This is a genomic window from Methanoculleus sp. UBA303, from assembly GCA_002501655.1.
In the GTDB taxonomy this organism is placed as follows: Archaea; Halobacteriota; Methanomicrobia; order Methanomicrobiales; family Methanoculleaceae; genus Methanoculleus.
Window position 1 is genome coordinate 96,357 of sequence record DANY01000027.1, and the last position, 24,818, is coordinate 121,174.

The window sequence follows — 24,818 nt, forward strand, 5'->3', positions numbered from 1 at the left end:
CACAAACGATTGCAGTGATACGCTCCGGGAGATTGCATGACGTTCTGGGATGAAAAGAGGGTTCTCGTCACGGGCGGGGCCGGGTTCCTCGGCTCATCTCTCGTGAGGACGCTTGAGAGGCACGGGCTCCCCGGGGAGAACATCCGGGTGCCGCGGAGCCGCGACCTTGACCTCCGGCGGTGGGAGGACTGCGTTGCCGCGGTCGAGGGCGTCGACATCGTCATCCACCTTGCGGCGAAGGTCGGCGGCATCGGCTACAACATGGCAAACCCGGGCTCTCTCTTCTACGACAACGCCGTCATGGGGATCCAACTGATGGAGGCCGCCCGGCAGGCCGGTGTGGCGAAGTTCGTCGCCGTCGGGACGATCTGCGCCTACCCGAAGTTCACGCCGGTCCCGTTCCGGGAAGAGGATCTCTGGAACGGGTATCCCGAAGAGACCAACGCCCCCTATGGCCTCGCAAAGAAGATGCTCCTTGTCCAGGCTCAGGCCTACCGGCAGCAGTACGGGTTTAACGCGATCTACCTCCTCCCGGTGAACCTCTACGGCCCGGGGGACAACTTCGACCCGGCATCCTCGCACGTCATACCGGCCCTGATCAGGAAGTTCGTCGAGGCGGTGGAGAGCGGTGCGGAGAGCGTCGAGGTCTGGGGGACCGGGGCTGCATCGCGCGAGTTCCTCTACGTCGACGACGCCGCGGAGGGGATCGCGCTCGCCGCCGAGCGCTACGATAAGCCCGATCCGGTGAACCTCGGGGCAGGCTTCGAGATCACCATCCGCGACCTCGCGACCCTCATCGCCGACCTCACCGGGTTTACGGGGGAGATCGTCCGGGACACGGCCAAACCCGACGGCCAGCCCCGGCGGTGCCTGGCTGTCTCGCGCGCGGAGCGGGAGTTCGGGTTCCGGGCGAAGGTCGATCTCCGCGAAGGGCTGGAGCGGACGATAGCGTGGTACAGGGAACGACGATGAAGATCTCCATCATCGGATGCGGCTACGTCGGTGCGGTCACGGGGGCGTGCTTTGCCGCCCTCGGGCACGAGATCGTCTTTGTCGACCTCGACCCGAGTAAGATTGCCGCGATCAACGCCGGGCAGGCCCCCATCTATGAGCCCGGGCTTGGCGGGTTACTGCAGGAGAACTCCTCACGGATCGTGGCAACGGATGACCTTGCAGACGCCGTACGCCGTACTGAGGTTACGTTCATCTGCGTTGGGACCCCTTCACGGCAGGATGGATCGATCGATCTCACCTATGTCCGGTCCGCAGCCGCCGGGGTCGGCAGGGTTCTGAGAGAGAGGTCGGGCGGCCATACTGTAGTCGTGAAGAGCACCGTCCTGCCGGGAACGACAAAAGACGTTGTTCTCCCGATCCTTGAGGCGGAGTCCGGGAAACGGGCTTTCGTTGACTTCGGGCTGGCTTCCAATCCGGAATTTCTGCGGGAAGGTTCAGCCCTCAGTGACTTTTTTGCGCCGGACCGGATCGTCATCGGGACTTGTGATGATCGCTCCCGCCGCCTCCTCGAAGAACTTTATTCGTCTATCGACTGCCCGAAGATGATCACCGCCATCCCTGTTGCCGAGATGATCAAATACGTCAGCAACGCGTTCCTCGCGACAAAGATCAGTTTTGCAAACGAGATCGGCAACATATGCAAACAGATGGAGATCGATACCGCCGAGGTCTTCAGGGGTGTGGGGATGGACCACCGGATCAATCCGGCATTCTTCCAGTCCGGCATCGGATTTGGAGGGTCGTGCTTCCCGAAGGATGTACGGGCGCTGATTGCCAGGGCAGAAGAGGTCGGGGTTGAGCCAAAGATCCTGAAAGACGTCATCGAAGTGAACGAGGAGCAGCCGCTGCAGCTTCTTAAACTGCTCAAGACGCACGTTCCCGACCTCGATCGGAAGACGATCGGAGTTCTCGGCCTCGCGTTTAAGCCGAATACCGATGACGTGCGGGAGAGCCGGGCTATCCCGATCGTCGAGACCTTGCTTCGAAACGGGGCGACGGTCCTTGCCTACGACCCTATGGCGATGGGCAACTTCAGTAAACTCTACCCGCAGATCAACTACGTTCCTACCGCTGCGGCTGCTCTCGCTGCGGACGCCGTGCTTATCACGACGGAGTGGAAGGAGTTTGAGAGCCTGAGTTACTCCGGGAAGATCGTCATCGACGGAAGAAGGATCGAGAGAGCACGGGACGGCTCGACCTACGACGGGGTGTGCTGGTAATGGCGGTTACAAAAGCTGTTATCCCCGCGGCAGGGCTTGGGACGAGATTCCTGCCGGCTACGAAATCCATGCCGAAGGAGATGCTCCCCATCATCGATGTCCCGGTCATCCATTACGTCGTCAAGGAGGCCCTGGACTCGGGGATCGACGATATCATCATCATTACCGGCAGGAGCAAGCGAGCCATCGAGGATTATTTCGACGATTCGCCCGAACTAGAGATGCACCTTGCGAATGGTAAGAAAGAGCATCTCCTCAAGATGGTGCAGGAGATCTCGTCGCTCGTCGATATCCATTATATCCGGCAGAAAGAGCCGCTGGGACTGGGGGACGCTGTTCTCCGGGCCGAGAAGCACATCTGCAATGAACCGTTTGCCGTGCTGCTCGGCGACGACATCATACGAAACGACAGGCCCTGCACCCGGCAACTGATCGATACGTTTGACCGCTACCGCTGCTCCGTCATTGCAGTTGAAGATGTGCCCAAGGAGATGGTCAGCAGCTACGGGATCATCAAGGGCAGAAGGCTTGAGGATTCTCTCTTCCTGCTTGAGGATATCGTGGAGAAGCCAAAAGCGGAGGAGGCGCCCTCGACCATGGGCGCGATCGGGCGTTACGTCTTCACCCCGGAGATCTTTGACTGTTTAAAGAGGACGACCCACGGTGTCGGGGGGGAGATCCAGTTGACGGACGGGATCCGCCTCCTGAAAGACAGCCAGAACGTCTATGCCTGCACATTTCACGGCAGACGGTATGATACCGGCGACCGGATGGGCTACATCGAGGCGATCATCGATTTCGCCCTGGAGCACGACGATCTGCGGGATGACGTCATGGCATATATGAGATGGGTGGTGCAGGCATGAGAGCCCTTGTAACCGGGTGTGCCGGGTTCATCGGGAGCACGCTCGCCGACCGGCTTTTGCGTGACGGGTATACGGTGATCGGTATCGACCGGTTCTCGGACTACTATTCCCGGGGTCTCAAAGAGCGAAACATTTCGTCCGCGGTTAAGCACCCGCGCTTTGCGCTGCTCGAAGAGGATATCCTCGATATGAAGTCCTTTCCGTCCGTCGACTACGTCTTTCACCTCGCGGCACAGGCGGGCGTCCGGGCGTCGTGGGGGGAGAGCTTTGAGGTCTACACCCGCGACAATATCCTGGCGACCCAGCGGCTGCTTGAGTTCTATAAATCCCGGAAGATCCGGAAATTCGTCTACTCTTCGTCCTCCTCGGTCTACGGCGATGCTGAACTCCCCATGCGTGAAGACCGGATGGTGCAGCCGGTCTCCCCCTACGGGGTGACGAAACTTGCCGCCGAGCACCTCTGTTCGCTGTACTGGAAGAACTACGGTGTTCCGGCGGTGTCGCTCCGGTACTTCACCGTGTACGGCCCGCGCCAGCGGCCGGACATGGGAATCAACAAATTCGTCCGGGCAGTCCTGAACAATGAGGCGATCACCGTCTACGGCGACGGCACGCAGACGCGGGACTTCACCTACATCGACGATATCGTCGAGGCAAACATCCTTGCCGCCGGAAGTGATGTTCGGGGCGAGGTCTTCAACATCGGCGGCGGGAACCGGATCAGCGTTAACGACCTGATCGGTGCTATCGAGGAGGTTGTCGGGAAGAGTGCAGTTGTCGAGCACAGTGCAGAGCAGAAGGGCGACGTAAAGGACACCCGGGCCGACACCCGGAAGGCAGAGGAACTCCTGGGCTGGCATGCCCGGACCGGAATAACTGCAGGATTAAAACGCTACGTCGACTGGATCCGGGAAGAACCATGACTGAACAGGCATCCGACTTCGAACTGGTCATCCGCCCGAAGTACGGCCTCTTTGACCTGAACTGGAAGGAGCTTCTGGAGTACCACGAGCTCCTCTTCTTCCTTGCCCTCCGCGAGATCAAGATCCGGTACAAGCAGACCGTCATGGGGGCGTCCTGGGCGGTGCTCCAGCCGCTCTTCACGATGATCGTCTTCACCCTGATATTCGGCGGCCTTGCCCAGATGCCCTCGGAGGGGATCCCGTATGCCCTCTTCTCCTACTCGGGCCTGCTTCTCTGGACCTACTTCCAGAATGCGCTGTCTGGTGCGGGGAACAGCCTGGTCGGGAACGCGCAACTCCTCTCGAAGGTCTACATGCCGAGGATATTCATCCCGACGGCGCCGTGCCTTGCGGGGATCGTGGACTACGGGATCGCCATGACGATCCTTGCCGCCATGATGGTCTATTACCAGTTTATGCCGACGGCAGCGATCCTCCTCCTGCCGGCGATCGTCCTCCTCACCCTCCTCCTCGCGGCGGGGACGGGCTACTGGCTCTCATCGATCTGCGTGAAGTACCGGGACGTCAAGTTCGCCCTCCCGTTCTTCATCCAGATGCTGATGTTCGTCTCGCCGGTGATCTACCCGGCGAGCATCCTCGGTGAGAACCTGCAGTGGCTCCTTGCCCTCAACCCCCTGACCGGCCTCCTCAACGCTCACCGGGCGGTCCTGCTTGGACATACCCCGGTGGACTACGTCGGGCTTGCCATATCGGCGGCAATCACGCTTGCGATCTTCTTCAGCGGCGTGCTGTATCTCCGCCGGACAGAGAAATACTTCGCGGACCTGGTGTGACATGACATCCCGGAACAACAAACCGATCATCGAGGTGAAGCACCTCTCGAAGGAATACCAGATAGGGATGGACCGGACCTACAAGCGGTTCACGGAGAGTTTCACGAACGCGGTGCGTCACCCCGTAAGGACCCTGCGTGGCCTCACTGGACCGAAGGAGACTTTCTGGGCCCTCAAGGACATCAACTTCGAGGTCGAGCGCGGCGAGGTCCTCGGCATCATCGGGAGGAACGGCGCCGGCAAGAGCACCCTCCTCAAGATCCTCTCCCGGATCACCTACCCGACCGAGGGCGAGATCGTGATGCGGGGCCGGGTCGGCTCCCTCCTTGAGGTCGGCACCGGTTTTCACCCCGAGCTCACCGGCCGGGAGAACATCTTCTTCAACGGCGCCATCCTCGGCATGAAGAAGCGCGAGATCGATGACAAGTTCGAGGAGATCGTGAAGTTCTCGGGCGTCGAGAAGTTCCTCGACACGCCGGTGAAGAGGTACTCGAGCGGGATGAATGTGCGGCTCGCGTTCTCGGTGGCGGCGCACCTGGACCCGGAGATTCTGCTGGTGGACGAGGTGCTGGCGGTGGGAGACGCGGAGTTCCAGAAGAAGTGCCTCGGGAAGATGGGGGAGGTGGCGAGCGAGGGGAGGACGGTGCTGTTTGTGAGTCATAATATGGGGGCGCTATCCAATATTTGTCAAAAAGGAATCGTTTTAACAGGGGGAAAGATAACATATATTGATACAATCGATAATTCAATTACGAATTATCTCAAAAGTATTAATACAAATTATAATAACGAGGTATCATTAGTTAACCATCCAAACCGCGCAAAAAACACAAAAACTAGTTTTACCTACCTCTCAATGGACCTCGAAAATGCTGTGGCATATTATGGGAAGCCACTAGTTTTCCGAATCGGATATAATTTTACAGATCCCGTTTTTGCACCACAGTTTGTTGCTAGTTTTCATGCAATAAATGGGGCAAAAATATTTACGATCAATAGCCAATGGCAAAAAAACAATTTTGGCGAATACATATCCGGAAGAGGAGAGGTAATATGCAGTATTGATTCACTACCTTTACTGCCTGGTAGTTATAGTATATATCTAAGATTGTGGCAGGTCGGAGAGAAAATCGACGATATTCAAAATGCCATGACATTTCGTGTCGAATGGTCAAATACCACAGAAAAACAGTATCAATTTTCATCGGACATGGGTATGATATATGTCAATGCAGAATGGAACATCTAAAATAGAATTCAGAGAATAGCACGAAGTTACTTGAATAATAGGTGTAGCAAAACATCCATATTTTTACCGGGATTTGGTAGGGAAGGGGAAGTAAAATGAGGATTGCACTATTTGGTGATTTTGCCCCAACAAAAGGAGTAAAAGATGCATGTACAACCTATGAACTAGGTTCAATCGATCTAGCTATCACCAATCTTGAAACGCCTGTGACAAAGATGCTTAAATGTCGCCCAAAAGCAGGCCCATCTCTGTACGGAGATAAAAAAATAACAGCCGAATATATAGATACAAAATTCGTGATTAACCTGGCAAATAATCATATAATGGATTACGGTGAAACAGGGCTTTCAGACACAATTAAGATTTGCCAAGATACTGGAGCTGAAATAGGTGGCGCTGGCAAGAATTCAAATGAGGCATCAAAACCAATAATAAAAGATATTCAAGGGATCAAAGTAGGCGTTATATGTTGTGCTGAAACCCAGTTTGGTATCGCGACCCCTTGGAAACCAGGAGTGACAGCAGTGGGCCCTTGGATCTATAAATCCATAAACGAGTTAAAAAGTAAAGTAGACATTATTATCATCTCAATACATGGTGCATCTGAGATGTCGCCTTGGCCCTCTCCTCAATGGCAGGATCTTCTCAGGAGCTTTATTGACGCAGGTGCGACAATAGTCCACGGTCATCATTCTCATGTCCCTCAAGGTTTTGAAGAATACCATAATGGGATTATATTCTATGGTCTTGGTAATTTTTTGGTGGATCCGGATATCTGGACGTCCTCCAAAAATACGCTCTGGTCTATAGTACCAGAGATCCAGGTATCAAAAAAAGGAATTGAAAAATGGGGTCCAAATACAACTGTCATTGAAAAAAATGCAGATGGCGTTGTTGTTGTGAGGAAAAGCAATAACCAAGAATATTCACTCCATAAAGAATATTTCTCAGAAGTTAACGTCCCTTTGAATGACCGGGAGCTTCTGACCGGCCTCTGGCAAGAGGTCTCAATAAGATTATATTCTCGTTATTATGCTAATTGGCTTGGATTTGAGCAGGAAAGAGGTAGATTGTGCGTAGCAGATATCATCCCTGTGACCAAAGCGGCAATATCAAAGATTCTCCGGCGTAAAAATAGAGATAAAGATCAGTTCCTGCTCAGATACCATCTTTTTGCCTGTGAGAGCCATCGGGATGCAATTGCAACGGCATTAGGTGTATTAGGTGGAGAGCAAGATGACCTGAGAACAGAAACAACACGCGAGATTGCAGATAGAATGATGCCGTAGTTTAAACAGGGCAGCGAGAGTGGTGTACCATGAATAAGTTAATTGGATTTACTGTTTCAAGGTCAACTATCGACCATGCCGGGATCGACGTATTTCATAGCGACTTAAACCGTATCGAACTGCAATACGGAGGATTTCACGTTTACCTATGGGGAATCGGAGATATATGCGAATGCATCATTAATGAGAAGTATAGTCTCTCGTTCCCTCTCGCCGAGGATCTCTTAGATAGAAACGTCCTCCTGTATTTTAAAGATGAAAGTATTATCATCGAAAATGACTGGCTGGGATCCATTCCCGTATTCTATAATGAAACGAGAGGGATCGTGTCGACGCTCTCTCTAAAGACACTGACCGACAAAGAGATCCACCCTGAAGGACTCGCTAATTTTGTTGAGTTCGGATATAGTATTTTGGAGCAGACTCCCTTCAAAGAAGTAAAATTCATGCGATATTACTCGAAATTGGTGGTCAGTCGGGAGGGGATAAAAATCCATTATAAAGAGGACCCCGTGCTAGACGAGGGTTTATTCAAAAATACATCTGATGAGACTGCAGTCTTTGACAAAATTAAAAAGTACATCGATGCAGTTGAAACCATAACAAAAGATGAAATAATAATACCTACATCCGGGGGGTATGATTCAAGGTTGCTAAACCTCTGTATAAATGACAGATCAAGGATACGATCGTATACCTATGGCATAAGCGACGACCAGTCAAAAAGTTTTGAGGTTGTGCACGCTAAAAAAGTATCCGAGATCTTAGGGACTCGGTGGAGTCAAATTGAGCTTGGAAACTTCGATCAGTACATCGATGACTGGTTCAAAATCTTTGGAATATCAACTCACCTTCATGGAATGTACCATATTGAGTTTTACAAAAAAATGAGACAGATGGATAGATTCACAAAAAATGCGACATTTGTGAGCGGAATTGTCGGGGATGCATGGGCAGGCGATATAAAAGTCGAGGAAGTACATCATTTCAATGATATCACAAAGATGGCCTATTCTCATGGAGCAAATGCGGATAAAGAACAGTTGGTAATCCGTCATAATTCTGATCTCAGGAAAAAATTTTTTTATGAAAATGAAGGATATTTAGCCGATGAAAAAATAAGAATAGTACATCTCATTCGATTCAAAATCATTCTGATATCATACATTGTCACAGTTCCCGAATATTTCGGTTTTCCTGTATGGACACCATATCTGAATTTCAATATTGTAGTAGATATGCTAAATCTCCCGGAAGAGAGACGACATAATAGAGCATGGCAAACAGACCTCTTTAGGAAATATCATTTGGACGTTGAATCTATGGATCTGCCAAAAGATAGATCTAATTCTCTGAATTATCAGGCCTATATTAATAACGACTATGAACCTTTGGATATTCAGGTCATGAGCAGTTTGTTTAAAAAGAGTTACCTCCAGAAAATAAACCAAGTTATGTCCAAGCAAAACCAATCTTCGAGGATTGAAGGTATTTTTAATAGAATATACAAAGCGCTGATGGATCTCCGGTATGTAGGATGCGGGTTAAGGCGATTAGGCATTACACAAAAGAGATCTAGCATTTTGATAGTTTATCCATATTATGTTACCAAATCGATTGAATTGGGTTTAAAGCACGGGAGGTAATATATGCAAACTTTCATCGCAAACACAGATTTACCAAGCGTTTCTGAGTCATTTCCAGTTATGGCGTTGGTCTCATATAGTGAGCAAATTCTGGAGCGTTACAATAACTCATTGGATGTCGGGGATGTTTACCCTAAAAACAAACGAAGACGTGGGAACGAGTGGGGGATATGAGGCATTTTTAACATTAATAGGAAATTAAATAGTCTGAAGGCAATTCCCGATCTATTGTACCTAAAAAATTTAAAACGTTCAAAGATCCTGAAAACTTGTCCGGGAGAGTGGTACGGATCTGATTATGGTGGATGGGTCATCTGCCCGACAGGTCTCGCAAAAACAAGTATTATTTACTCATTAGGGATAGACGAGGATATATCATGGGATGAAGAGTTAATTGCAAAGCATGGTGTGGAAGTGTTCGGGTTTGATCCCACCCCAAAATCCGCCGCATACATTCAGCAAAGAAACCCGCGTAATTTTAACTTCTTCCAGATGGGGGTGGCAGACCACGATGGATTGTTCAAATTCTATCCCCCAAGAAATGAGGATTATGTTTCATGCTCGCTATTCAGGCAAAAAGACTTGAAAGATGAGCCAATTTTAGTGAAAATGATGACTTTGGATGCAATAATGAAACAGTTAGGTCACGAGGAGATTGATATTTTAAAAATGGATATTGAGGGAGCAGAGTACGGAGTAATAGAAGATATCATTAAAAAATCGATATTCCCACGACAGATATTAATTGAGTTTCATCACAGATTTGACCCATTTAGCATAGCAGATACAAAAAAAGCAATTCATGACCTTATGTGTAATGATTACGAAGTGTTTTACATTTCTGATAATTATCAAGAGTTTTCGTTAATTTATGGGGCGTAAACAATTTTAATGCAATGTTCCTTAAGGCAGATTAGGTAGACTGAATCGGCATTCTGTGTCATATGCAGAATACCAACGGATCTATTCGGGTTCATCACTCTAAATGCGAGTCATTTACCTGCTACTGCCTTCCGGGCACTCTGCCCATCACCCCAAAATCATTGTGTTTAAAGAGGCAGGCAGGGAAAAACCGTTGCCGTCACAACCTCTGGTGGGCACGGACGCAGGACAGTTCACCCTATGCAGCCCCGACTAAAAACATAAGAATTATTGAATCTAGGTTGAAAGGTACCATAGGATTTGACATGCCCATGGAAGACCTCACAATCAATATGGATTGCTCTAAATCTCTCTACAAACAATATACCTGAGGAAGCCATGATTCTATTACGCATTTTATGCAGAAGAGGACGGGCAAATGAACGAAATTGAACCCGCTCCTATAATCCTCTTCGTCTACATCCGTCCGTGGCATACGCAGCAGACGGTGGAAGCACTACAAAAGAACGAGCTGGCGAGCGAAAGTGAGCTCTTCATCTACAGTGACGCTCCCAAAAATGAGCACGCAATAGAATATGTCGCCAGAGTCCGTGAGTATATCAGAACAATAAAGGGATTCAAAACAGTCACGATCGTTGAGCGGAATAAAAATTGGGGACTGGCCGATTCGATCATCGACGGGGTGACGAGGACTGTGAACGACTACGGCAGGGTGATCGTGCTGGAAGACGACCTCGTAACAAGTCCTTACTTCCTGCGGTTTATGAATGAGGCGCTGGAACTCTATCACGATAACCCTGAAATTATGTCGATAAGTGGCTACACCCTACCGCCAGCCTGTATGAAATATCCCAAAAACTTTACCGATGACGTCTACCTAAACTATCGGAATTCGTCATGGGGTTGGGCTACCTGGGCCGACCGCTGGAACCTTGTCGACTGGGAGCTTAAGGACTATCATCAATTCATAAATGATCCTCGTCAGCAAAAGCTGTTCAATCGCGGAGGAGATGACCTCACAGGTATGCTCAAATCCCAGATGGAAGGTAAAATCAATTCCTGGTCCATCCGATTTAGTTATGCCCATTTTAAGCAGGGGATGTACTCTGTCTGTCCTCGCCACTCATATGTTAACAACATCGGCCATGATGGAACAGGCACACATTGCGGGGAGACACGTATTTTTGAAAACGATCTCTCAAGAGCAAAGCGGACTTGCGCCTTCATAAAAGATATGCAACTCAATGAGGATGTTATGCTCGAGTTCAGGAAATTTTACCGTAAAAAATCTCTTCCTGTGCGAGGAATTAACAAGATATCAAGAATCTTGTTTAAAAGAGATGTTATACGATGAAAATCCTTATCGTTAACACATTCGACATCCAGGGCGGGGCGGCCCGTGCGGCATACCGCCTGCATCGAGCTCTACTCGACGCTGGCGTAGACAGCCAGATGCTGGTACAATCAAAAAGTAGCGGCGATGACACGGTGATCGAACTCGCCAATAAAACAAAATTTCAAAACATCATGAGCAAACTTCGGCCTAGATTGGACGCGTTACCGCTTAAACGCTACAAAAACAAAACAAGAACCCTTTTCTCTCCAGCATGGTTGCCTTTTAGCGAGGTTGTAGATGCCATTGAGACCATTGACCCGGATATAGTTCACCTACATTGGATCTGTGGTGGTATGATCCATATTGAAGACCTGGGCAGAATCAAAAAACCCATTGTCTGGAGTCTACATGACATGTGGGCTTTTACGGGTGGTTGCCACTATGACGAAGGGTGCGGTAAATACAAATCTGGCTGCTGCTCCTGCCCTGTGCTGGGTTCAAAGAAAGTGAATGACCTGAGCCAAAATGTCTTCGCCCGGAAGCGGAATACTTTTGCAAAGGTGGATAATTTGACTGTAGTCGGTCTGAGCGGTTGGCTTGCTGATTGCGTCAGTCAAGGCCTCTTGTTTTCTCATAACCCGGTAATTAACCTGCCTAATCCCATAGACACAACAAAGTTCATGCCTGTCGACAAAGGGCAGACCCGAATGGTTTTAAGTCTACCACTCAATAAAAAACTGATACTTTACGGTGCCATGTCTGCAACGAGCGATCCACGCAAAGGCTATACAGAATTGGTAAAAGCTCTTGAAACATTGCCGAAAAGCAGTGATATAGAATTAGTGGTCTTTGGCAGTTCTCGACCGGATAATGCACCAGGATTTGGTTTTGCATCTCATTATCTTGGTCATCTGGACGAAGCCTCACTTCGGTTGCTCTATTGTGCCGCAGATGTCATGGTGGTGCCCTCTTTACAAGAAAACTTATCCAACGCCATTATGGAATCGCTTGCGTGCGGAACCCCGGTGGTGGCCTTTGATATTGGTGGCAACGGAGACCTCATCGAGCATAAGCGCAACGGCTATCTTGCGGAACCATTCAGTCCAGTCAATCTGGCCGAAGGTATATGTTGGGTGCTCCATTCACCCGAATATGCGACACTTTCAAGAAACGCGAGAGAGAAGGTCCTTAAGTGCTTCGATAGTAAAGTGGTGGCCAGGCAGTATATCGAACTCTACAAAAGCGTTTTAGGATGAACCCAATAGGTCGTGAATACTTCAGTCACCCTGAAATGTTAAATATCCTCAAGAGGCCTTCCCGACCACCGTCCTCGAGGCCCTGGCCTGCGGCACCCCGGTCGTGGCGAGCGCGGTCGGCGGCATCCCCGAGCAGGTCGTGGAGGGGCGCACGGGGTTCCTGGTGCCGACGGGGGACGCCCGGGCGCTGGCGGGGCGGGTCCTCGACCTGCTGGCGGATGAAGGGCTCCGGGTGCGGATGGGGCGGCAGGCGGCGGAGGATGCGGCGCGGCGGTTCGGGCGGGAGAGGATGGTGGGGGAGTATCTTGCGTTTTACCGGGCGAACCTTAAAGAAGAAGGCATATAGGCTGAAAAGAGCCACACTCTAGTATGCGTTGCCCGACCCTTACTGATCTCCCCCCGCCCCCGAAGGGCAAAACGGGGTGGCCGTGGACCAGGGAGACACCCCGGGTGCCGGAGAGTATGCCGGACGGGAAGCCCTGGCCGAGGATCAGTATTGTCACGCCATCCTACAATCAGGGTCAGTTCATCGAGGAGACGATCCGATCGGTGCTCCTGCAGGGTTACCCAGATCTCGAGTATATTATTATCGATGGGGGCAGCACAGACGAGAGCGTCGAAATTATCCGGAAATATGAGCGCTGGATAACATTCTGGACGAGTGAACCAGACGGCGGCCAGACAAACGCCATTAATAAGGGATTCAAAAGGTCTACCGGGGAGATCGTAGCATGGCTGAACTCGGACGATGTTTATACCGCAGGCGCTCTCTGCACAGCGGCAAAGGCCTTTGCTGAACAACCGAATTCTGCTGTCATATATGGAGATATGGCTTACGTAGATGCAGGTACAACAATATTGTCGCATATAGGCTCCCGCAAGTTTGACCTGGAAGAACTGTATCGTCGTAATTATATCCGCCAGCCTGCTAGTTTCATCAGCGCAGACGCGATAAAGAAGATCGGGTTTTTGGATGAAAGATTCCACTATGCCATGGATTACGATCTCTGGATCTGCCTGGGGCAGGAAGGGAATGTAATGCAGTATATCCCCAGAACGCTGGCGTGGTTCAGGTTGCATGGGAGTTCAAAAAGCGTTTCTCAGCAGGAAGCATTCTGGCCGGAAATATTTCTGGTATTCGATAAGGTTCTTACGTGTCGCACCCCGGGGGCACCCCTTACTGAAATTGCATACTCTCGCATACTTCAGTCACTGTTAATCAATCATCTCTCTCAGCAACCACATAAAATTGTTAGATGCACGAGCAAAGGCATGCTGGATGATGGTGATGGGGAGATGTTTTACCAGAAACCACTTCAAGAAGTTTTGAGGTTTGTCGATAAAGATCATTTCCATGCAGGAGATAGTTATCTCCTCATGGAAGCCCTACATGAGATATATAAAACCCTTGAGAATGAATACAATATGGGCAAGATTAGTCCTTCTATTGGCAGCAAACCTAGATGGGTCTATATACAGTTAGCACTTTTGCCGGGTTACCTGTTACTTCTGGGGGAGAGAACGAAATCGGTTGGCCTGTATAAGACAATTTTATATATGCATCCGTTTCTCCTTAAGTATCCTCAAACATATAGATTTCCGGGAAGATATGTCATGAAGACAAATCCAATGTTCAAGAAAATTTTGAAAAACCTTCGCTCATCTAGAGTATTTTATGGTATTCGATCGATCTTTTTCGGTAGTGCAATAGGAAGTTACTGATATCACTCCCACTGCTGGAGCACCAGCAGTCGGATCATGGGGATGACATCATAGTTCGGATGACCCCCCTTGCCTGTATCGTTCGTATACAGGTCGGCGAGGTGAGGACGGAAGGCGTCCCAATCGATCAGACCCTGGATCTCCCCCAACCAGTCACCCAAAGCAGCAAGAGAGGTGTATTCACGTCGAATGGCAGAATTGGTGAATGTAATCATGAGAAAAGATCGATTGGAGGCGATAAAGTACTTTGGGTGAGGGGGAGGTTACTCGAAACCCTCAGAAGATATGAAACGTTATCCTGCCTGGCGTAGATACCCTCAGGATAATTTGATGTACTCTTTTAACCGTTTATTCCAATAATAATCTCGAATTTCGGGATCATTTATCTTTGGTGATCGTTTGAGCCACTCCAGAAGGTACCCATACAAATATGCAAGACCGATATAATAGGGTTTTTGAGTAGAATAGAAAAATGACCCCACCAGAACAAGCAATGGATGCTTATTTAAGTAGTGTGCCATTGAGCCATTTACTCGATATCCATTCCAAAGGCCTTGGGCGCCACTTGTACCTCTCAATTGTATCGCTCTAATATGCCCGAATTGCCTGATCTCCCATCGCCTTAGGTTGGCCTTGACATTTGAGATTGAATCGGGGGACGGCTCGATAGGATAGCCTCCTGTCTCAAAGAAACATTTCTTTGCCCAGAATCTTCCGCTACCGCGGGGGAGCGGGCGGTCAGGTTCATCGTTTTTGATATCAGCCCAACGAACCTCTTTGTGTGACATATCCGTTATGTGACCACTGGCAATGCCAAGCTGACTATTTCTATGAAACTCCATGCTCAGCTTTTCGAAGTACGCTGCTTCCAAAACTGTGTCTGCATCAAGTAATCCAATGAAATTATATTGTATAGCGTTCGTTTTGCAGAGTTGGATAGCATAATCAAAACCGCTTTTACAGACATACGAGTAGTGAAAAGTGATATCCCTTGGGTGCGGAGGCAACTGTATGGATTTTATCCAGATGTATTGATCTTCAAGTGTTCTTATTATATCAGGCGTCCTATCTGTGCTGCCATCATCTACGATAACCCATAGGATAGGAGGCACGTTTTGTGTGATCACCGCTTCTGCAACCTTTGGGAGGTGCTCTTCCTCATTTTTTGCAGGAGTTACTATAATATACATATCATCATCCCATTTTTGAACCACACGCAATAAGGCATCCACTAAACCTCTTCAACAAGAAGCTATCTCCGCATATCTTCTCAATTTCTCTAGACAACGCTTCTTCAAGAAAAGAATACAAAAAGGGATTCGAAAAAACTGCATTGATAACTTTAACATTAACTAATTCCAAATCATCCTCCAAAATCGTTTTTAGTTCACTCTCGTTAAATAGATGCACACCCGCTTCTTTTCTTTGTAGCGGGGTGTTATTCTGATGAATAACAACAACTTTATCATTTGATACCCGTTTCATTTCATTTAAGACTTTGATCGCAGTTCCATCGGAAATAAACGTGTCCAAGTAAATTAAAGGCAAATTTCGTTCCAATACAACATTAAATGAATTATCCTTAAATGGAATTTTTTTTGCATCAGTTAAAGCATAGAAGATGTTTTTATTGTCACGAGCCTTTTGTTGGATAACTTTAATCATATACGGGTTAATGTCAGTAACAACAATATTGCGTGTATAATTGGCATATTTAAGGATTAATTCGCCGGTTCCTCCCCCAATCTCAAGAATGTTATCATTCAATGTAATATTAGAATTTTTAATCATTTTGTTACAGATTGATGACATTTTGGAATACCCAAAATCAGTATCATATCTTAATGTCGAATCAAAATTGGATGTGTTTCTCTTATACTGATCCGGACTTTCTGAAGTAATTTCAAGACTCATTTGTATTCCATCCATTCATAATAATTTGTGCATTGTCCATCCATGCATTCTTCTTATGACAATAACCCAATATCTTTTCATACATCGCATACCATAAAGCCCGGAATGGACAGTTAAAGTTGTTCGTATGCCAATTAAGGGTCAAAACACCATTACAGGATGCCACAGTATCAATTAACCTCTTTGCTACATCCCATGCCTCATCATAAGACCTCACAGAGTCAAACAGCGTACCGTCCATTATAACCAGCGGAATCTCCAAGATGTTGACTTCCGTCTCAGTACGCAGATTATAGGGCATGAACGGGTGGCACATACCATTCCTGAAGCCAACCATATCAGGGTAACCCAGAGTCGTGTCGTACCTGAACCCTGCCTTCTCCAGGATCTCCCAGGAATCAGGTACCTGAAACCGCAGGTAATGATTTCGGTAACCGGTAACTTTTCTGCCCAGTACCTGTTCCAGCCGCCCCTTCTCCCGTGCAATCTCCTCAAGGTCATTGCAGGCATAGTAACCGCCGTGAAGCCCGACTTCCCACTCCCGGTCTACAATCCGGCCCAGTTCCCCTTCCAAATCCTCTATGTTGTATCTGAAACGCCTGATGTCAGCATCTGTAGCGAGGAAATAAAAAGAGGACCGTGCACCATACTTCTCCTCCAGGTCCATGATCTCCTGGAAGTTCCAGTAGGGGCTCTGCTCCTTTCCACGCAGTTTCCAGAAAGCCTGTTGTTTGAAACCGCTGATGTCCAGCCCCTTGAGACAGGTCAGGGTGGATAGCAATGTGTGCTTGAGAGGGGGGTAAATCTCATCAACGTCGTGGGTGAGACAGACGGCAAATTGCTTACCATCTGGGTATTCTATTTCGTATCCGTTGTCTACGAGATGTTTCGAAACCCTTGGCTCAAGGATATCCCGGTTTGTGCTATGTGCATATACAAAGCGCCCATAGCGGTCCAGTTGCTGGGGAGAGTACTCCTCTTTTCGGGTGTAGAGGTCCCATAACTCCTTATTTTGCCTGATATCATCATAACGGTGAACCATTGCTGTTTCTTCTCCCGACGTCAACTACTTTGAGAAGACGTTTGGGCCAATGGTGCATCACCAGAAGTCAAAGCACAGGAGTACTGCACCTCGGGGTGCTCCTTCATCTCAGTAAAACTCCGGGGATAATTCTCGACGAACCAGACCATGAACGCGGTCACGTCGATCTTATCCGCCAGCAACCGCTCCCGCTTGACCCGCCAGTTCTCCCGGCTCGCAGGATCCTGCAGGATCTCAATCGCCCTGCCCAGTGCTGCACTACTGTCGGTAAAACTATGGAGAAGGTCGTAGGTCTCCTCAAGTTCGATGAAATTGCCCATCGTACCTACAAGTGAAGAGACATAGATCGATGGTGTCCCAAGGATCGCTGCCTCCGACGCTGTCGTCCCCCCCTCCCCCACGTACAACGTCGCATAGTACAACAGATCATGCAACTTCTCCGGCGAGACCCGGATCTGGTAGGGCTGCAACTCATCAGGCAGCGCCCCCTCCGAGGTGATCAGGACACGGCCGTAACTCTCCAGCGCCTTCACGAGCCCGACCTTGTCGCGGATGCCGCGCTGGCCAACGTCGTGGCTCGCCTCCCAGGAGACGAAGCGGACGATGATGAAGGGGTCGCCCTCGGCAAGATCGAGCTCGGCGAGGACGGCGGGGTTTGGGGTGAAGCGGTTGGGGTGGAGAGAAGCGAGTTCCATGTAGCCATTGAACCTGGCCTGTTTTTTCCCAATATCCCTGTGGAAGCAACTTGGTGTCAGGATCACATCGGAGAAAGGAGCATAGAGACGGCGTTCCCAAACCGCATGTTCTGTGTCGTCAAAGATGACAGCAGGCACGCCTAGAACTTTAGATACATGCGCGGCCCGGATTGAGGAAAAGCCAAGGAGAATGTCCGGGCGGAAATTCTTCACCGCTCGATACATCTTTACATCCATTATCGGGACATTAATCACTTTTTTGAGCAACGAAGACCCATAACTTCCGAGATCGATATACTTTAACCCGTATTGTTGGAGCAACTGGATTGCCACGTCCTTGTGACTTGCTGTAATCAAGACCTCATGGCCCCTCTGCTCCATCTCCCGGATAAAAGTCTTGAAGTAGTGTACATGACCTGGATGGTTAATATCGACAACAACCCGCATATTACACATGCGCCCCCAGATACTTTTCATAGAAGATCCTCGGAATGAGGTTCAGAGAGCAGGCCAATTTGATCGGCCACTTCAGGACTCTAATCAGAGGATAACTAGTAGAGTAGTCAAGGAAGGTCTTTGGAGGGAGGGAGAGAATCTCTCCGAACTCTTCTTCTGTAACCCCGATCTTCCCAAGAACAATCCCTGTGACCTCCGGATCACCGCTTGGAGGGGCCTTCAGCACCTCAAGTGCCTCATATCGGGTTAACTTCCCGGAACGCACCGCGGCAGACAACTGAACCTTTCTCTTGTCTATCCGGAACTTGTTCCAGAGGATATCTGTGATCACAAAACGGGTATAGAAAGATTCAAAATGATGTCCCCCATAGTCGGTCCAGTCTACCTCACGCTTGAGGATATCCTTGGTTTCTTCCTTACTGTAGTCCATGTAGGCAAGAAGAGGGACGGTCTTGATGCCCTTAAAGAGAGAGAAGTTGATCATGTCGGAGATTGTCAGGTTGGGATACATCACGAGAGGGCGACGACCATATTCTTCCTGTACGCTCCGGACGTACCTCCCATCCGTATAACTCCATTTAAGGGGCTGTATGCCTTCTGTGCGGAAGTTCATTCCGTTGATGATCCACTTAACGCCATTCTCTGCGGCGGTACGGTGGAGAACTGCATGAATGGCAAGATCCGTCGGGGTCTCGGCATCTGGAACAGACGCCTTCAGGAAGGAGCGTTGAATGTCACAGAATTCCTCAAAATCGGCTGTAATCCACTTTAGATCGATTTCGAGCTTCCTGATAGCGTTTTTAATATTGGATACGGAGGCTTCTGAGTTCCATCCGTTATCAAAATGAACTGCTAGAGGTCGCAATCCCAGCTTTTTTGCCATATAAAGGCAGAAGGTGCTATCGGCACCTCCACTGATACCCACTATACAGTCATACTTCTGGGCTTGACCATCTTTTTGTATCTTTTCTACTATTTGATTCAGTTTCTGCTCCCCCCTGCCATCAAGAGGGAACTGTTTATCAAGGCTATCATGAATCTGGCAGAAATTGCAGATGCCCTTCCCGTCAAATTGTATATCGGGAATGGTCGTATCTGAGACACATCGGGAACAGATCTGATAGGTATCACTAGAATTCATCGTTAAGCACCGCAAAACACAGGGGCACCCATATTTTTCGGGACAAATGCGCTCAAAAATGTCCGGGGCGCATGCCCGGTGTTAAGTGCTACATGGGCAAGTTCCTGATACTTTTCGAGTATGAGATTCCATAACAATCAGTACCACCCGCCATTCTTCTCTGCCTGCATGTCAAACAGCATCGCAAAGAGGAGAAACTGGGCCCCTAGGCCAAAGATGAGGAGTGTGATTACCGCCGGGACAAAGACGGAATTATCCTGTACAAATTTGAAATACAAGGAGTAGATCCCCATGAGGACGCTGATAACACTGAAAGCGACCCCAAAGAAGTAGAAGAACACCAGCGGATGGAACCCCATGACGACGTACTTCGTCTTCAGCCTCCAGAGAAAGTCCTTCAGGAGAAGCCCGGAGAGCCGTAGGATGTAACTACTGTACTTAATGTTCGACCGCTCAAGCCCGTAGCGCGCAGGGTGCGGGACGTTCGTCACGCGGAACCCGTAGACGTTGAGCCGCACGAGGATATCGTTGCAGTAGCCGTACCGCGGGTAGACGGCATCGAGCGGGATCGTCTCCAGCGCCCGCCGCGAGATCGCCGTGTAGCCGTTCTGCGGGTCGACCAGCTGCCAGTAGCCCGACGCGATCTTGGTGAGAAGCGTCAGCGCCGCGTTCCCGGCAAAGCGCCACCGGCTCATCCCTTTCCGGAACTCCGGATTGATGAGGCGATTCCCAACCGTATAGTCTGCTTTCCCGTCGACGATCGGGTCCAGCAACTTCGGGAGGAACGCCGGGTCCATCTGGTTGTCACCGGCCATGACGGCGACGATATCGAGATCGTCCAGAAGTGCCGCCGTATAGCCGGTGATGATCGCGGCCCCGACGCCGCAGTTCGTCTCATGCCGGAGGAGGACGATGCGCGGGTCCTTCGCCGCCCGTTCCCCGATCCTCGGGGATGTCTGATCCGCCGAACAGTCGTCCACGACGTAGACCCGGTCCACAAACTCCGGCATGGTATCGAGCGTCGGCCCGATCAGGAGTTCCTCGTTGTACGCAGGGACGACTACTGCAATCCGGCGCTCTCGGTACATGGCGACACAGCTCCATCGCACCCGCCCGGGCAAAGTGGGAGAGGCTTTCCGGCTGCGGTTGCCCTGCCGGGGGTGCATTGCTTGCTGACTAGTATTCTCTTGCAGTCAGGGATAATTATATCGCTCTTCAAAGCAGTGCATACGTTCCCTGTTCGTAAAAATGGCGTATCCCGACAGGCCATGACGATTAAGGTGCCGATATAGGCGATAGGGCGCGGGCCGGGGAGATGCCGTGCGATCGGACGCCGGTATAAGTCCCCCGGATCTCCAGTGTTCTCCGGGAAAATGCGCATGCTACCCCCGGGCTGTTCTGGATTACTCCCGGGTGTTGAGCCGGCACCTCCTGGCATCTTCAAAACCTGCTATATATCCCTTTCTCATTCGAGCCGGAAAATTATTACGAAGATATAAAAATTGATGAGCCTAAAACATACTGATCTATAAACCGACTTCTCCTTACGTGGTATCAGGGCGATAAAAATGGGTTCACGACGACGAGGGTCAACAACGAAGCCTCAGCCGGATAGGGCGGACGAGGGCCGGCCGGAGCAGGAAGCGGTCTCCTGCTTCATGGAGAGAAACCTTATCCCGGTGCTTATCTTCCTCTTTGCGCTCTTCTTCATCATAACGTTCTCAAACCCGGCGCTCTTCATAAACGACGAGTGGATCACGGTCAACCAGCTCCACCAGCTCGGGGAGGGGCACCAGATCATCGTGAACGAGGGGAAGTACGGCACGTTCCAGAACGGGACGCCGGGACCCTACTTCCAGGCCCGCCATAACCTCCTCGGCTACACGATGATGCTCCCCGCCCTCTCGCTCCCGGCACTTACGTTCTTCAACCTCTTCGGCGATCAGTTCAGGATCGCGGTTGTGCTCCTCTGGTCGCTCCTCCCGGTTGCGATGGCGGTGCTGGTCGACGCCTATCGCCCGGAGTACGCCCGGTGGCGGGGCGTCCGATGGACGTGGCTCGTGATCGGCGCCTCGTTCCTTGCGCTGCTTGCGAACCTCGCCTTCTACTACCCCTGGCCGTTCGCCGCGCCGGACGCACCTATCGAGGCCGCGGCGGTGGTCTTCACGAACCACCTCCTCTTCGCCGCGCTCGCGGTGATGGTCTACCTCACCTGCAGGACCATATTTGAGGATACCTGGTTCTCCATCTTCGGGACGATCGCCTGCATATCCTGTTCATCATACATCTTCTGGGCGTCGAACGCGAAGGATCACATGCTGTTAGCAGCAATGACCGCGGCGGTCATCCTCTTTCTGGTGCGGTATATCAAGGAACGGCGGTGGAGTGATGCCGTCATCGGGTTTGCGTTCATCGGGCTGCTCGCGTGGGCAAGACCTGAGGTCGGGTTTACGGTCTTTGTCTTTGCCACGCTCTACTACGTCGGGCTTCTGGTCTCCCGCGGAGATCTCCGGCAGAAGCCTGCAAAGGAGGTGGTAAAAGCGCTCTGCACGCCCCTTGCCACGCTCCTCGGGGCCGTGCCGCTCCTCATCAACAACGCCCACGTGACCGGAAACCCGCTGGTGCCGGCGTTCTACGTCTATGAGAAGAGGCTCCTTGCCGGCGCCTCGGGGGAGGAGATCATCGGCGCGGCCGAGGCTGTGAACGGCGTCGTCCAGGCGGTCCCCGCACCGTCGGGAGGGGTCACGGGATTTCTTTCCGTCCTCGCAAACCACTTCACCCCGTCGTGGTCGACCCTGCCCGGGGATGTTTTTGGTATCCTCTTCGCCCCGGCGTCCGGGAACATGAGCCTCGTCGCGGTATCGCCGCTGATCGTCCTTGCGGTCATCCTCCTCCCGGTGCTCTACCTGGACTACCGGAGGGGGGAGCGGTCGCAAAACCTCGCTGTGGTGATCTTTCTCGTCGTTGTGGCCTGCGCCGTCTGGGTCGCCTACGCCCGGAGCCTCCCCGGGCTGAGCGCAAGCCACGGTATTATCCCCGACATCAGGTATCTCAGCCCATTCTATCTGCCGGCGGGGCTGCTCGGGGTCTACGGGATATCACGCCTCGCCAGTGCCAACCCAAAGCGGAGGGCGCTCTGGCAGGTCGCCGTCATCGGGGTCGCCGCTCCAGTGCTGCTCCTTGCCCTGATGCTTATCCAGCCCTACGGGGGGCAGTACCCCGGCTACACGCTGTTCTTTACCCGGATCACGTTCGTGATGCTCGCTGTAACCCTCATCCTTATTGCAGTGAGGAAGCGGTTTAGCATACCCGGCACCTGGCTCACGGCTGCCCTGCTCCTCCTCATCGCCGTCCCGTTCGCGTGGCAGGTGATGATGGTCTTCCTCTACTCAGTGGCGAAGTTCAACGGCTATCCTCTCTGGATCCCGCTCGTGGAGACGCTCTACCAGCACTGTATTGGGGTCACCGGATTGGAAAGCCTCTGAACTCTGACTTTTTTCCGGACGCCCCGGGAACCCATCAGATCGGTATTTGATAGCATCTCCTCAACTTCCGGTCATTCGGCGGTTATTGGGCTTTCCACAGTAAGAACTCCGGCCCGGCATTTTTCTCACAGCCCTCGTTGAATCAGAGTACAGGGTCAGCAACAAGGCTTCTCGCGTTACCGCGAGGGAGGTAGATGAGCGGTGCAGCCCACTTCGCGTGAGGCAACGATGCACGTGAGATGTCAGATGCAGTGGCCCACTACCCGTGTCTTCCCCCGGGCCTGTTTCGTGCAGCGGATCGCGGTGTGCGTCGCATTCTTGGGGGAGGCCGCGTCCCCGGGCTTAACAAACAGGGCTTCCGTTTCCGGTTTCAATATTGCGGAATCATCCGTTGACCCGCAAAGGTGGGGGCATGAACACAGCAGGATGGGCATGCTGAATCGGGTTCCTGCTACAGCCCGGGATTACCCGGAACGGTGATCGCACCGGCGCCCGGATGAAAAAAAGGGTTAGTGGAGTGTTCACTGTTAGATGATGTTCACCGCATAGAGGGTCGATGGAACGGTCTTCTTGATCGGGAAGGCCGCACCGATCGCCGGCTGCAGGTTCACGGAGAACCGGGTGTTGGGTGTCAACTTAGCGTCCTCCGGGAACGCGACCTTCAGGACAAACTGCTCACCAGGTTCGAGGAGTTTGTTTCTGTTTTCGATCGTGCCAGTAGCATCTTTGCCAATGTCGTTGTAGGTCATAATGACACCCCACTTGCCGTCGGTTCCGGCGGCTATGATAGCACTATCCGCGCCGCCTGAGTTAGGGTTAGTAGCCGCGCCAATGCCTTTGATGGAGCCAGTCTCGCTAAACGGTATGACTTCTGACGTCTCTCCACAGACAAACGTCACCAGCATCTGGGTGATATCGATCGGCGAACCGCCCGCGGTATTCCCGATGGTGAACTCAATAGACTGTAAACGTGCATTTGCGGACGAGGCTTCAGTTGTCGCACCGGTTTTACCGTAAATGTTACCGATGATCTCCAGACTGGAGCTGGCCTGCTGCGAGCCTGTGTGCACAGTCCTCTGCGCCTCCTGGGTCGCGAAGAACCCGGCGCCGAGCATCACGTACGAGAAGACCGCGGCCACGACGATGAACGCGATCAACACGATCGCCGCCTCAAGCCCGGTGAATGCATCTTCGTTCTTAAGTAGTTTCATCATGCTCATTCACCTCAGTAGACCTCGTAGTTATTGTCCTTAAGTAAGTCCGGCGGTGCTATCCGGTTGATCGGGAGCGCCGCGCCGATGTCGGGCTTGACCTCTACGGTGAACCGGTCGTTCGGTCCGATCGTGGGTAATGTTTTCGAATCATGTGTATTGATATCGATCATCACCATCTCGAACTTGTCGAGCATGTCGTTCTGAGCGGTCCCGGTCTGCAGGCCCCCTTTCGCATACCACTCCTCGGTTATCTCATCATACGTGTAGGTCTCCATATCCTTAGCCGTCGATACGGTGAAGGTCACCTTCTTCATGTCAATCGATGCTCCCCCGGCAGCAAGCTGCAAGAGGAAGCTGATCTTGCCCAGGCCTGTCGTGCTTGAAGCCGTCACGATCACCGGCCCCGACAGCTCAAGGTTCGAGCTCGCCTGCGCCACGCCCGTCTGCACGACCCTCTGCGCCTCTCCGGTTGCAAAGAACCCGGCGCCGAGCATCACGTACGAGAAGACTGCGGCCACGACGATGAACGCGATCAAGACGATCGCGGCCTCGAGGCCGGTGAATGCATCTTCGTTTTTCATCAACTTACTCATGAAACGTTTCCTCCTGTTACCCATCGGCGTCAGGTTAATTTC

General features: G+C 51.2%; 22 protein-coding genes and 1 pseudogene. 14 read left to right on the forward strand and 9 right to left on the reverse strand.

The window, feature by feature from the left end:
* Positions 1 to 36: 36 nt before the first annotated feature.
* From BP846_RS05955 to BP846_RS06015, 13 genes and pseudogenes are all read left to right on the forward strand, one after another.
* Positions 37 to 972 (forward strand): GDP-L-fucose synthase family protein, encoded by a 936-nt coding sequence (locus BP846_RS05955; protein ID WP_292393389.1) that lies wholly within the window; start codon positions 37 to 39, stop codon positions 970 to 972.
* The gene (locus tag BP846_RS05960) at positions 969 to 2,234 is read left to right on the forward strand and encodes a UDP-glucose dehydrogenase family protein (protein WP_292393391.1); all 1,266 of its coding nucleotides are present in this window, start codon (positions 969 to 971) and stop codon (positions 2,232 to 2,234) included. Before BP846_RS05955 ends, BP846_RS05960 begins: the two co-directional genes overlap by 4 nt.
* Positions 2,234 to 3,100, forward strand: coding sequence for a UTP--glucose-1-phosphate uridylyltransferase GalU (galU, locus tag BP846_RS05965; RefSeq protein WP_292393393.1), 867 nt, complete (start codon positions 2,234 to 2,236; stop codon positions 3,098 to 3,100). The genes BP846_RS05960 and galU overlap by 1 nt, the downstream gene beginning before the upstream one ends.
* The gene (locus BP846_RS05970; RefSeq protein WP_292393396.1) at positions 3,097 to 4,023 is read left to right on the forward strand and encodes an NAD-dependent epimerase/dehydratase family protein; all 927 of its coding nucleotides are present in this window, start codon (positions 3,097 to 3,099) and stop codon (positions 4,021 to 4,023) included. Before galU ends, BP846_RS05970 begins: the two co-directional genes overlap by 4 nt.
* Entirely contained in the window at positions 4,020 to 4,856 is an 837-nt protein-coding gene (locus tag BP846_RS05975; RefSeq protein WP_292393398.1) for an ABC transporter permease, read from the forward strand. The genes BP846_RS05970 and BP846_RS05975 overlap by 4 nt, the downstream gene beginning before the upstream one ends.
* Position 4,857: 1 nt before the next feature.
* Positions 4,858 to 6,105: an ABC transporter ATP-binding protein gene (locus BP846_RS05980; RefSeq protein WP_292393400.1), complete on the forward strand. Its 1,248-nt coding sequence runs from the start codon at positions 4,858 to 4,860 to the stop codon at positions 6,103 to 6,105.
* Between the two features lie 95 nt (positions 6,106 to 6,200).
* Entirely contained in the window at positions 6,201 to 7,394 is a 1,194-nt protein-coding gene (locus BP846_RS05985) for a CapA family protein (protein WP_292393402.1), read from the forward strand.
* Between the two features lie 29 nt (positions 7,395 to 7,423).
* Entirely contained in the window at positions 7,424 to 9,040 is a 1,617-nt protein-coding gene (locus BP846_RS05990) for a hypothetical protein (RefSeq protein WP_292393404.1), read from the forward strand.
* Between the two features lie 228 nt (positions 9,041 to 9,268).
* Positions 9,269 to 9,922 carry an FkbM family methyltransferase gene (locus tag BP846_RS05995; protein ID WP_292393406.1) on the forward strand — a complete coding sequence of 218 codons (654 nt, stop codon included), beginning with the start codon at positions 9,269 to 9,271 and terminating at the stop codon, positions 9,920 to 9,922.
* Positions 9,923 to 10,340: 418 nt separating this feature from the next.
* Positions 10,341 to 11,276 carry a glycosyltransferase gene (locus BP846_RS06000; protein WP_292393408.1) on the forward strand — a complete coding sequence of 312 codons (936 nt, stop codon included), beginning with the start codon at positions 10,341 to 10,343 and terminating at the stop codon, positions 11,274 to 11,276.
* Complete coding sequence (locus BP846_RS06005; RefSeq protein WP_292393410.1) at positions 11,273 to 12,514, forward strand: glycosyltransferase family 4 protein; 1,242 nt, start codon at positions 11,273 to 11,275, stop codon at positions 12,512 to 12,514. The genes BP846_RS06000 and BP846_RS06005 overlap by 4 nt, the downstream gene beginning before the upstream one ends.
* A gap of 61 nt (positions 12,515 to 12,575) precedes the next feature.
* A pseudogene (locus BP846_RS06010) lies at positions 12,576 to 12,860 on the forward strand (glycosyltransferase); the annotation flags it as partial.
* Between the two features lie 116 nt (positions 12,861 to 12,976).
* Positions 12,977 to 14,236, forward strand: coding sequence for a glycosyltransferase family 2 protein (locus BP846_RS06015; RefSeq protein ID WP_292393412.1), 1,260 nt, complete (start codon positions 12,977 to 12,979; stop codon positions 14,234 to 14,236).
* Between the two features lie 2 nt (positions 14,237 to 14,238).
* Here the strand turns inward: BP846_RS06015 and BP846_RS06020 are convergent, their stop codons facing one another.
* The 7 genes from BP846_RS06020 to BP846_RS06050 all read right to left on the reverse strand — a co-directional run bounded on the left by BP846_RS06020 (position 14,239) and on the right by BP846_RS06050 (position 20,572).
* A complete protein-coding gene (locus BP846_RS06020; protein WP_292393414.1) occupies positions 14,239 to 14,385 on the reverse strand; it encodes a hypothetical protein in 147 nt (48 codons plus the stop codon).
* Positions 14,386 to 14,553: 168 nt separating this feature from the next.
* On the reverse strand, positions 14,554 to 15,450 hold the full coding sequence (locus BP846_RS06025) for a glycosyltransferase (RefSeq protein ID WP_292393416.1): 897 nt from the start codon (positions 15,448 to 15,450) through the stop codon (positions 14,554 to 14,556).
* Positions 15,431 to 16,150 (reverse strand): class I SAM-dependent methyltransferase, encoded by a 720-nt coding sequence (locus BP846_RS06030; protein ID WP_292393418.1) that lies wholly within the window; start codon positions 16,148 to 16,150, stop codon positions 15,431 to 15,433. Before BP846_RS06030 ends, BP846_RS06025 begins: the two co-directional genes overlap by 20 nt.
* Positions 16,140 to 17,192 carry a polysaccharide deacetylase family protein gene (locus BP846_RS06035; RefSeq protein ID WP_292393420.1) on the reverse strand — a complete coding sequence of 351 codons (1,053 nt, stop codon included), beginning with the start codon at positions 17,190 to 17,192 and terminating at the stop codon, positions 16,140 to 16,142. Before BP846_RS06035 ends, BP846_RS06030 begins: the two co-directional genes overlap by 11 nt.
* A 20-nt stretch (positions 17,193 to 17,212) precedes the next feature.
* On the reverse strand, positions 17,213 to 18,334 hold the full coding sequence (locus tag BP846_RS06040) for a DUF354 domain-containing protein (RefSeq protein WP_292393422.1): 1,122 nt from the start codon (positions 18,332 to 18,334) through the stop codon (positions 17,213 to 17,215).
* Between the two features lies 1 nt (position 18,335).
* A complete protein-coding gene (locus BP846_RS06045; protein WP_292393425.1) occupies positions 18,336 to 19,484 on the reverse strand; it encodes an N-acetyl sugar amidotransferase in 1,149 nt (382 codons plus the stop codon).
* A gap of 137 nt (positions 19,485 to 19,621) precedes the next feature.
* Entirely contained in the window at positions 19,622 to 20,572 is a 951-nt protein-coding gene (locus tag BP846_RS06050) for a glycosyltransferase family 2 protein (RefSeq protein ID WP_292393427.1), read from the reverse strand.
* Positions 20,573 to 21,142: 570 nt separating this feature from the next.
* Between BP846_RS06050 and BP846_RS06055 the strand changes: the two genes are divergently transcribed.
* Positions 21,143 to 22,969, forward strand: coding sequence for a hypothetical protein (locus tag BP846_RS06055; protein ID WP_292393429.1), 1,827 nt, complete (start codon positions 21,143 to 21,145; stop codon positions 22,967 to 22,969).
* A 527-nt stretch (positions 22,970 to 23,496) separates the two neighbouring features.
* Here BP846_RS06055 and BP846_RS06060 read toward each other — a convergent pair.
* The gene (locus BP846_RS06060; protein ID WP_292393431.1) at positions 23,497 to 24,183 is read right to left on the reverse strand and encodes an archaellin/type IV pilin N-terminal domain-containing protein; all 687 of its coding nucleotides are present in this window, start codon (positions 24,181 to 24,183) and stop codon (positions 23,497 to 23,499) included.
* Positions 24,184 to 24,194: 11 nt separating this feature from the next.
* Positions 24,195 to 24,776, reverse strand: a complete 582-nt coding sequence (locus tag BP846_RS06065; protein ID WP_292393434.1) for an archaellin/type IV pilin N-terminal domain-containing protein — start codon at positions 24,774 to 24,776, stop codon at positions 24,195 to 24,197.
* Between the last annotated feature and the right edge of the window lie 42 nt (positions 24,777 to 24,818).

What these genes read in the sequence shown, in the direction of transcription:
- BP846_RS05955 (WP_292393389.1), top strand. Translation starts at nt 37, where the DNA reads ATGACGTTCTGGGATGAAAAGAGGGTTCTCGTCACGGGCGGGGCCGGG.
- BP846_RS05960 (WP_292393391.1), top strand. Translation starts at nt 969, where the DNA reads ATGAAGATCTCCATCATCGGATGCGGCTACGTCGGTGCGGTCACGGGG.
- galU (WP_292393393.1), top strand. Translation starts at nt 2,234, where the DNA reads ATGGCGGTTACAAAAGCTGTTATCCCCGCGGCAGGGCTTGGGACGAGA.
- BP846_RS05970 (WP_292393396.1), top strand. Translation starts at nt 3,097, where the DNA reads ATGAGAGCCCTTGTAACCGGGTGTGCCGGGTTCATCGGGAGCACGCTC.
- BP846_RS05975 (WP_292393398.1), top strand. Translation starts at nt 4,020, where the DNA reads ATGACTGAACAGGCATCCGACTTCGAACTGGTCATCCGCCCGAAGTAC.
- BP846_RS05980 (WP_292393400.1), top strand. Translation starts at nt 4,858, where the DNA reads ATGACATCCCGGAACAACAAACCGATCATCGAGGTGAAGCACCTCTCG.
- BP846_RS05985 (WP_292393402.1), top strand. Translation starts at nt 6,201, where the DNA reads ATGAGGATTGCACTATTTGGTGATTTTGCCCCAACAAAAGGAGTAAAA.
- BP846_RS05990 (WP_292393404.1), top strand. Translation starts at nt 7,424, where the DNA reads ATGAATAAGTTAATTGGATTTACTGTTTCAAGGTCAACTATCGACCAT.
- BP846_RS06000 (WP_292393408.1), top strand. Translation starts at nt 10,341, where the DNA reads ATGAACGAAATTGAACCCGCTCCTATAATCCTCTTCGTCTACATCCGT.
- BP846_RS06005 (WP_292393410.1), top strand. Translation starts at nt 11,273, where the DNA reads ATGAAAATCCTTATCGTTAACACATTCGACATCCAGGGCGGGGCGGCC.
- BP846_RS06015 (WP_292393412.1), top strand. Translation starts at nt 12,977, where the DNA reads ATGCCGGACGGGAAGCCCTGGCCGAGGATCAGTATTGTCACGCCATCC.
- BP846_RS06030 (WP_292393418.1), bottom strand. Translation starts at nt 16,150, where the DNA reads ATGAGTCTTGAAATTACTTCAGAAAGTCCGGATCAGTATAAGAGAAAC.
- BP846_RS06035 (WP_292393420.1), bottom strand. Translation starts at nt 17,192, where the DNA reads ATGGTTCACCGTTATGATGATATCAGGCAAAATAAGGAGTTATGGGAC.
- BP846_RS06040 (WP_292393422.1), bottom strand. Translation starts at nt 18,334, where the DNA reads ATGCGGGTTGTTGTCGATATTAACCATCCAGGTCATGTACACTACTTC.
- BP846_RS06045 (WP_292393425.1), bottom strand. Translation starts at nt 19,484, where the DNA reads ATGAATTCTAGTGATACCTATCAGATCTGTTCCCGATGTGTCTCAGAT.
- BP846_RS06050 (WP_292393427.1), bottom strand. Translation starts at nt 20,572, where the DNA reads ATGTACCGAGAGCGCCGGATTGCAGTAGTCGTCCCTGCGTACAACGAG.
- BP846_RS06055 (WP_292393429.1), top strand. Translation starts at nt 21,143, where the DNA reads ATGGAGAGAAACCTTATCCCGGTGCTTATCTTCCTCTTTGCGCTCTTC.
- BP846_RS06060 (WP_292393431.1), bottom strand. Translation starts at nt 24,183, where the DNA reads ATGATGAAACTACTTAAGAACGAAGATGCATTCACCGGGCTTGAGGCG.
- BP846_RS06065 (WP_292393434.1), bottom strand. Translation starts at nt 24,776, where the DNA reads ATGAGTAAGTTGATGAAAAACGAAGATGCATTCACCGGCCTCGAGGCC.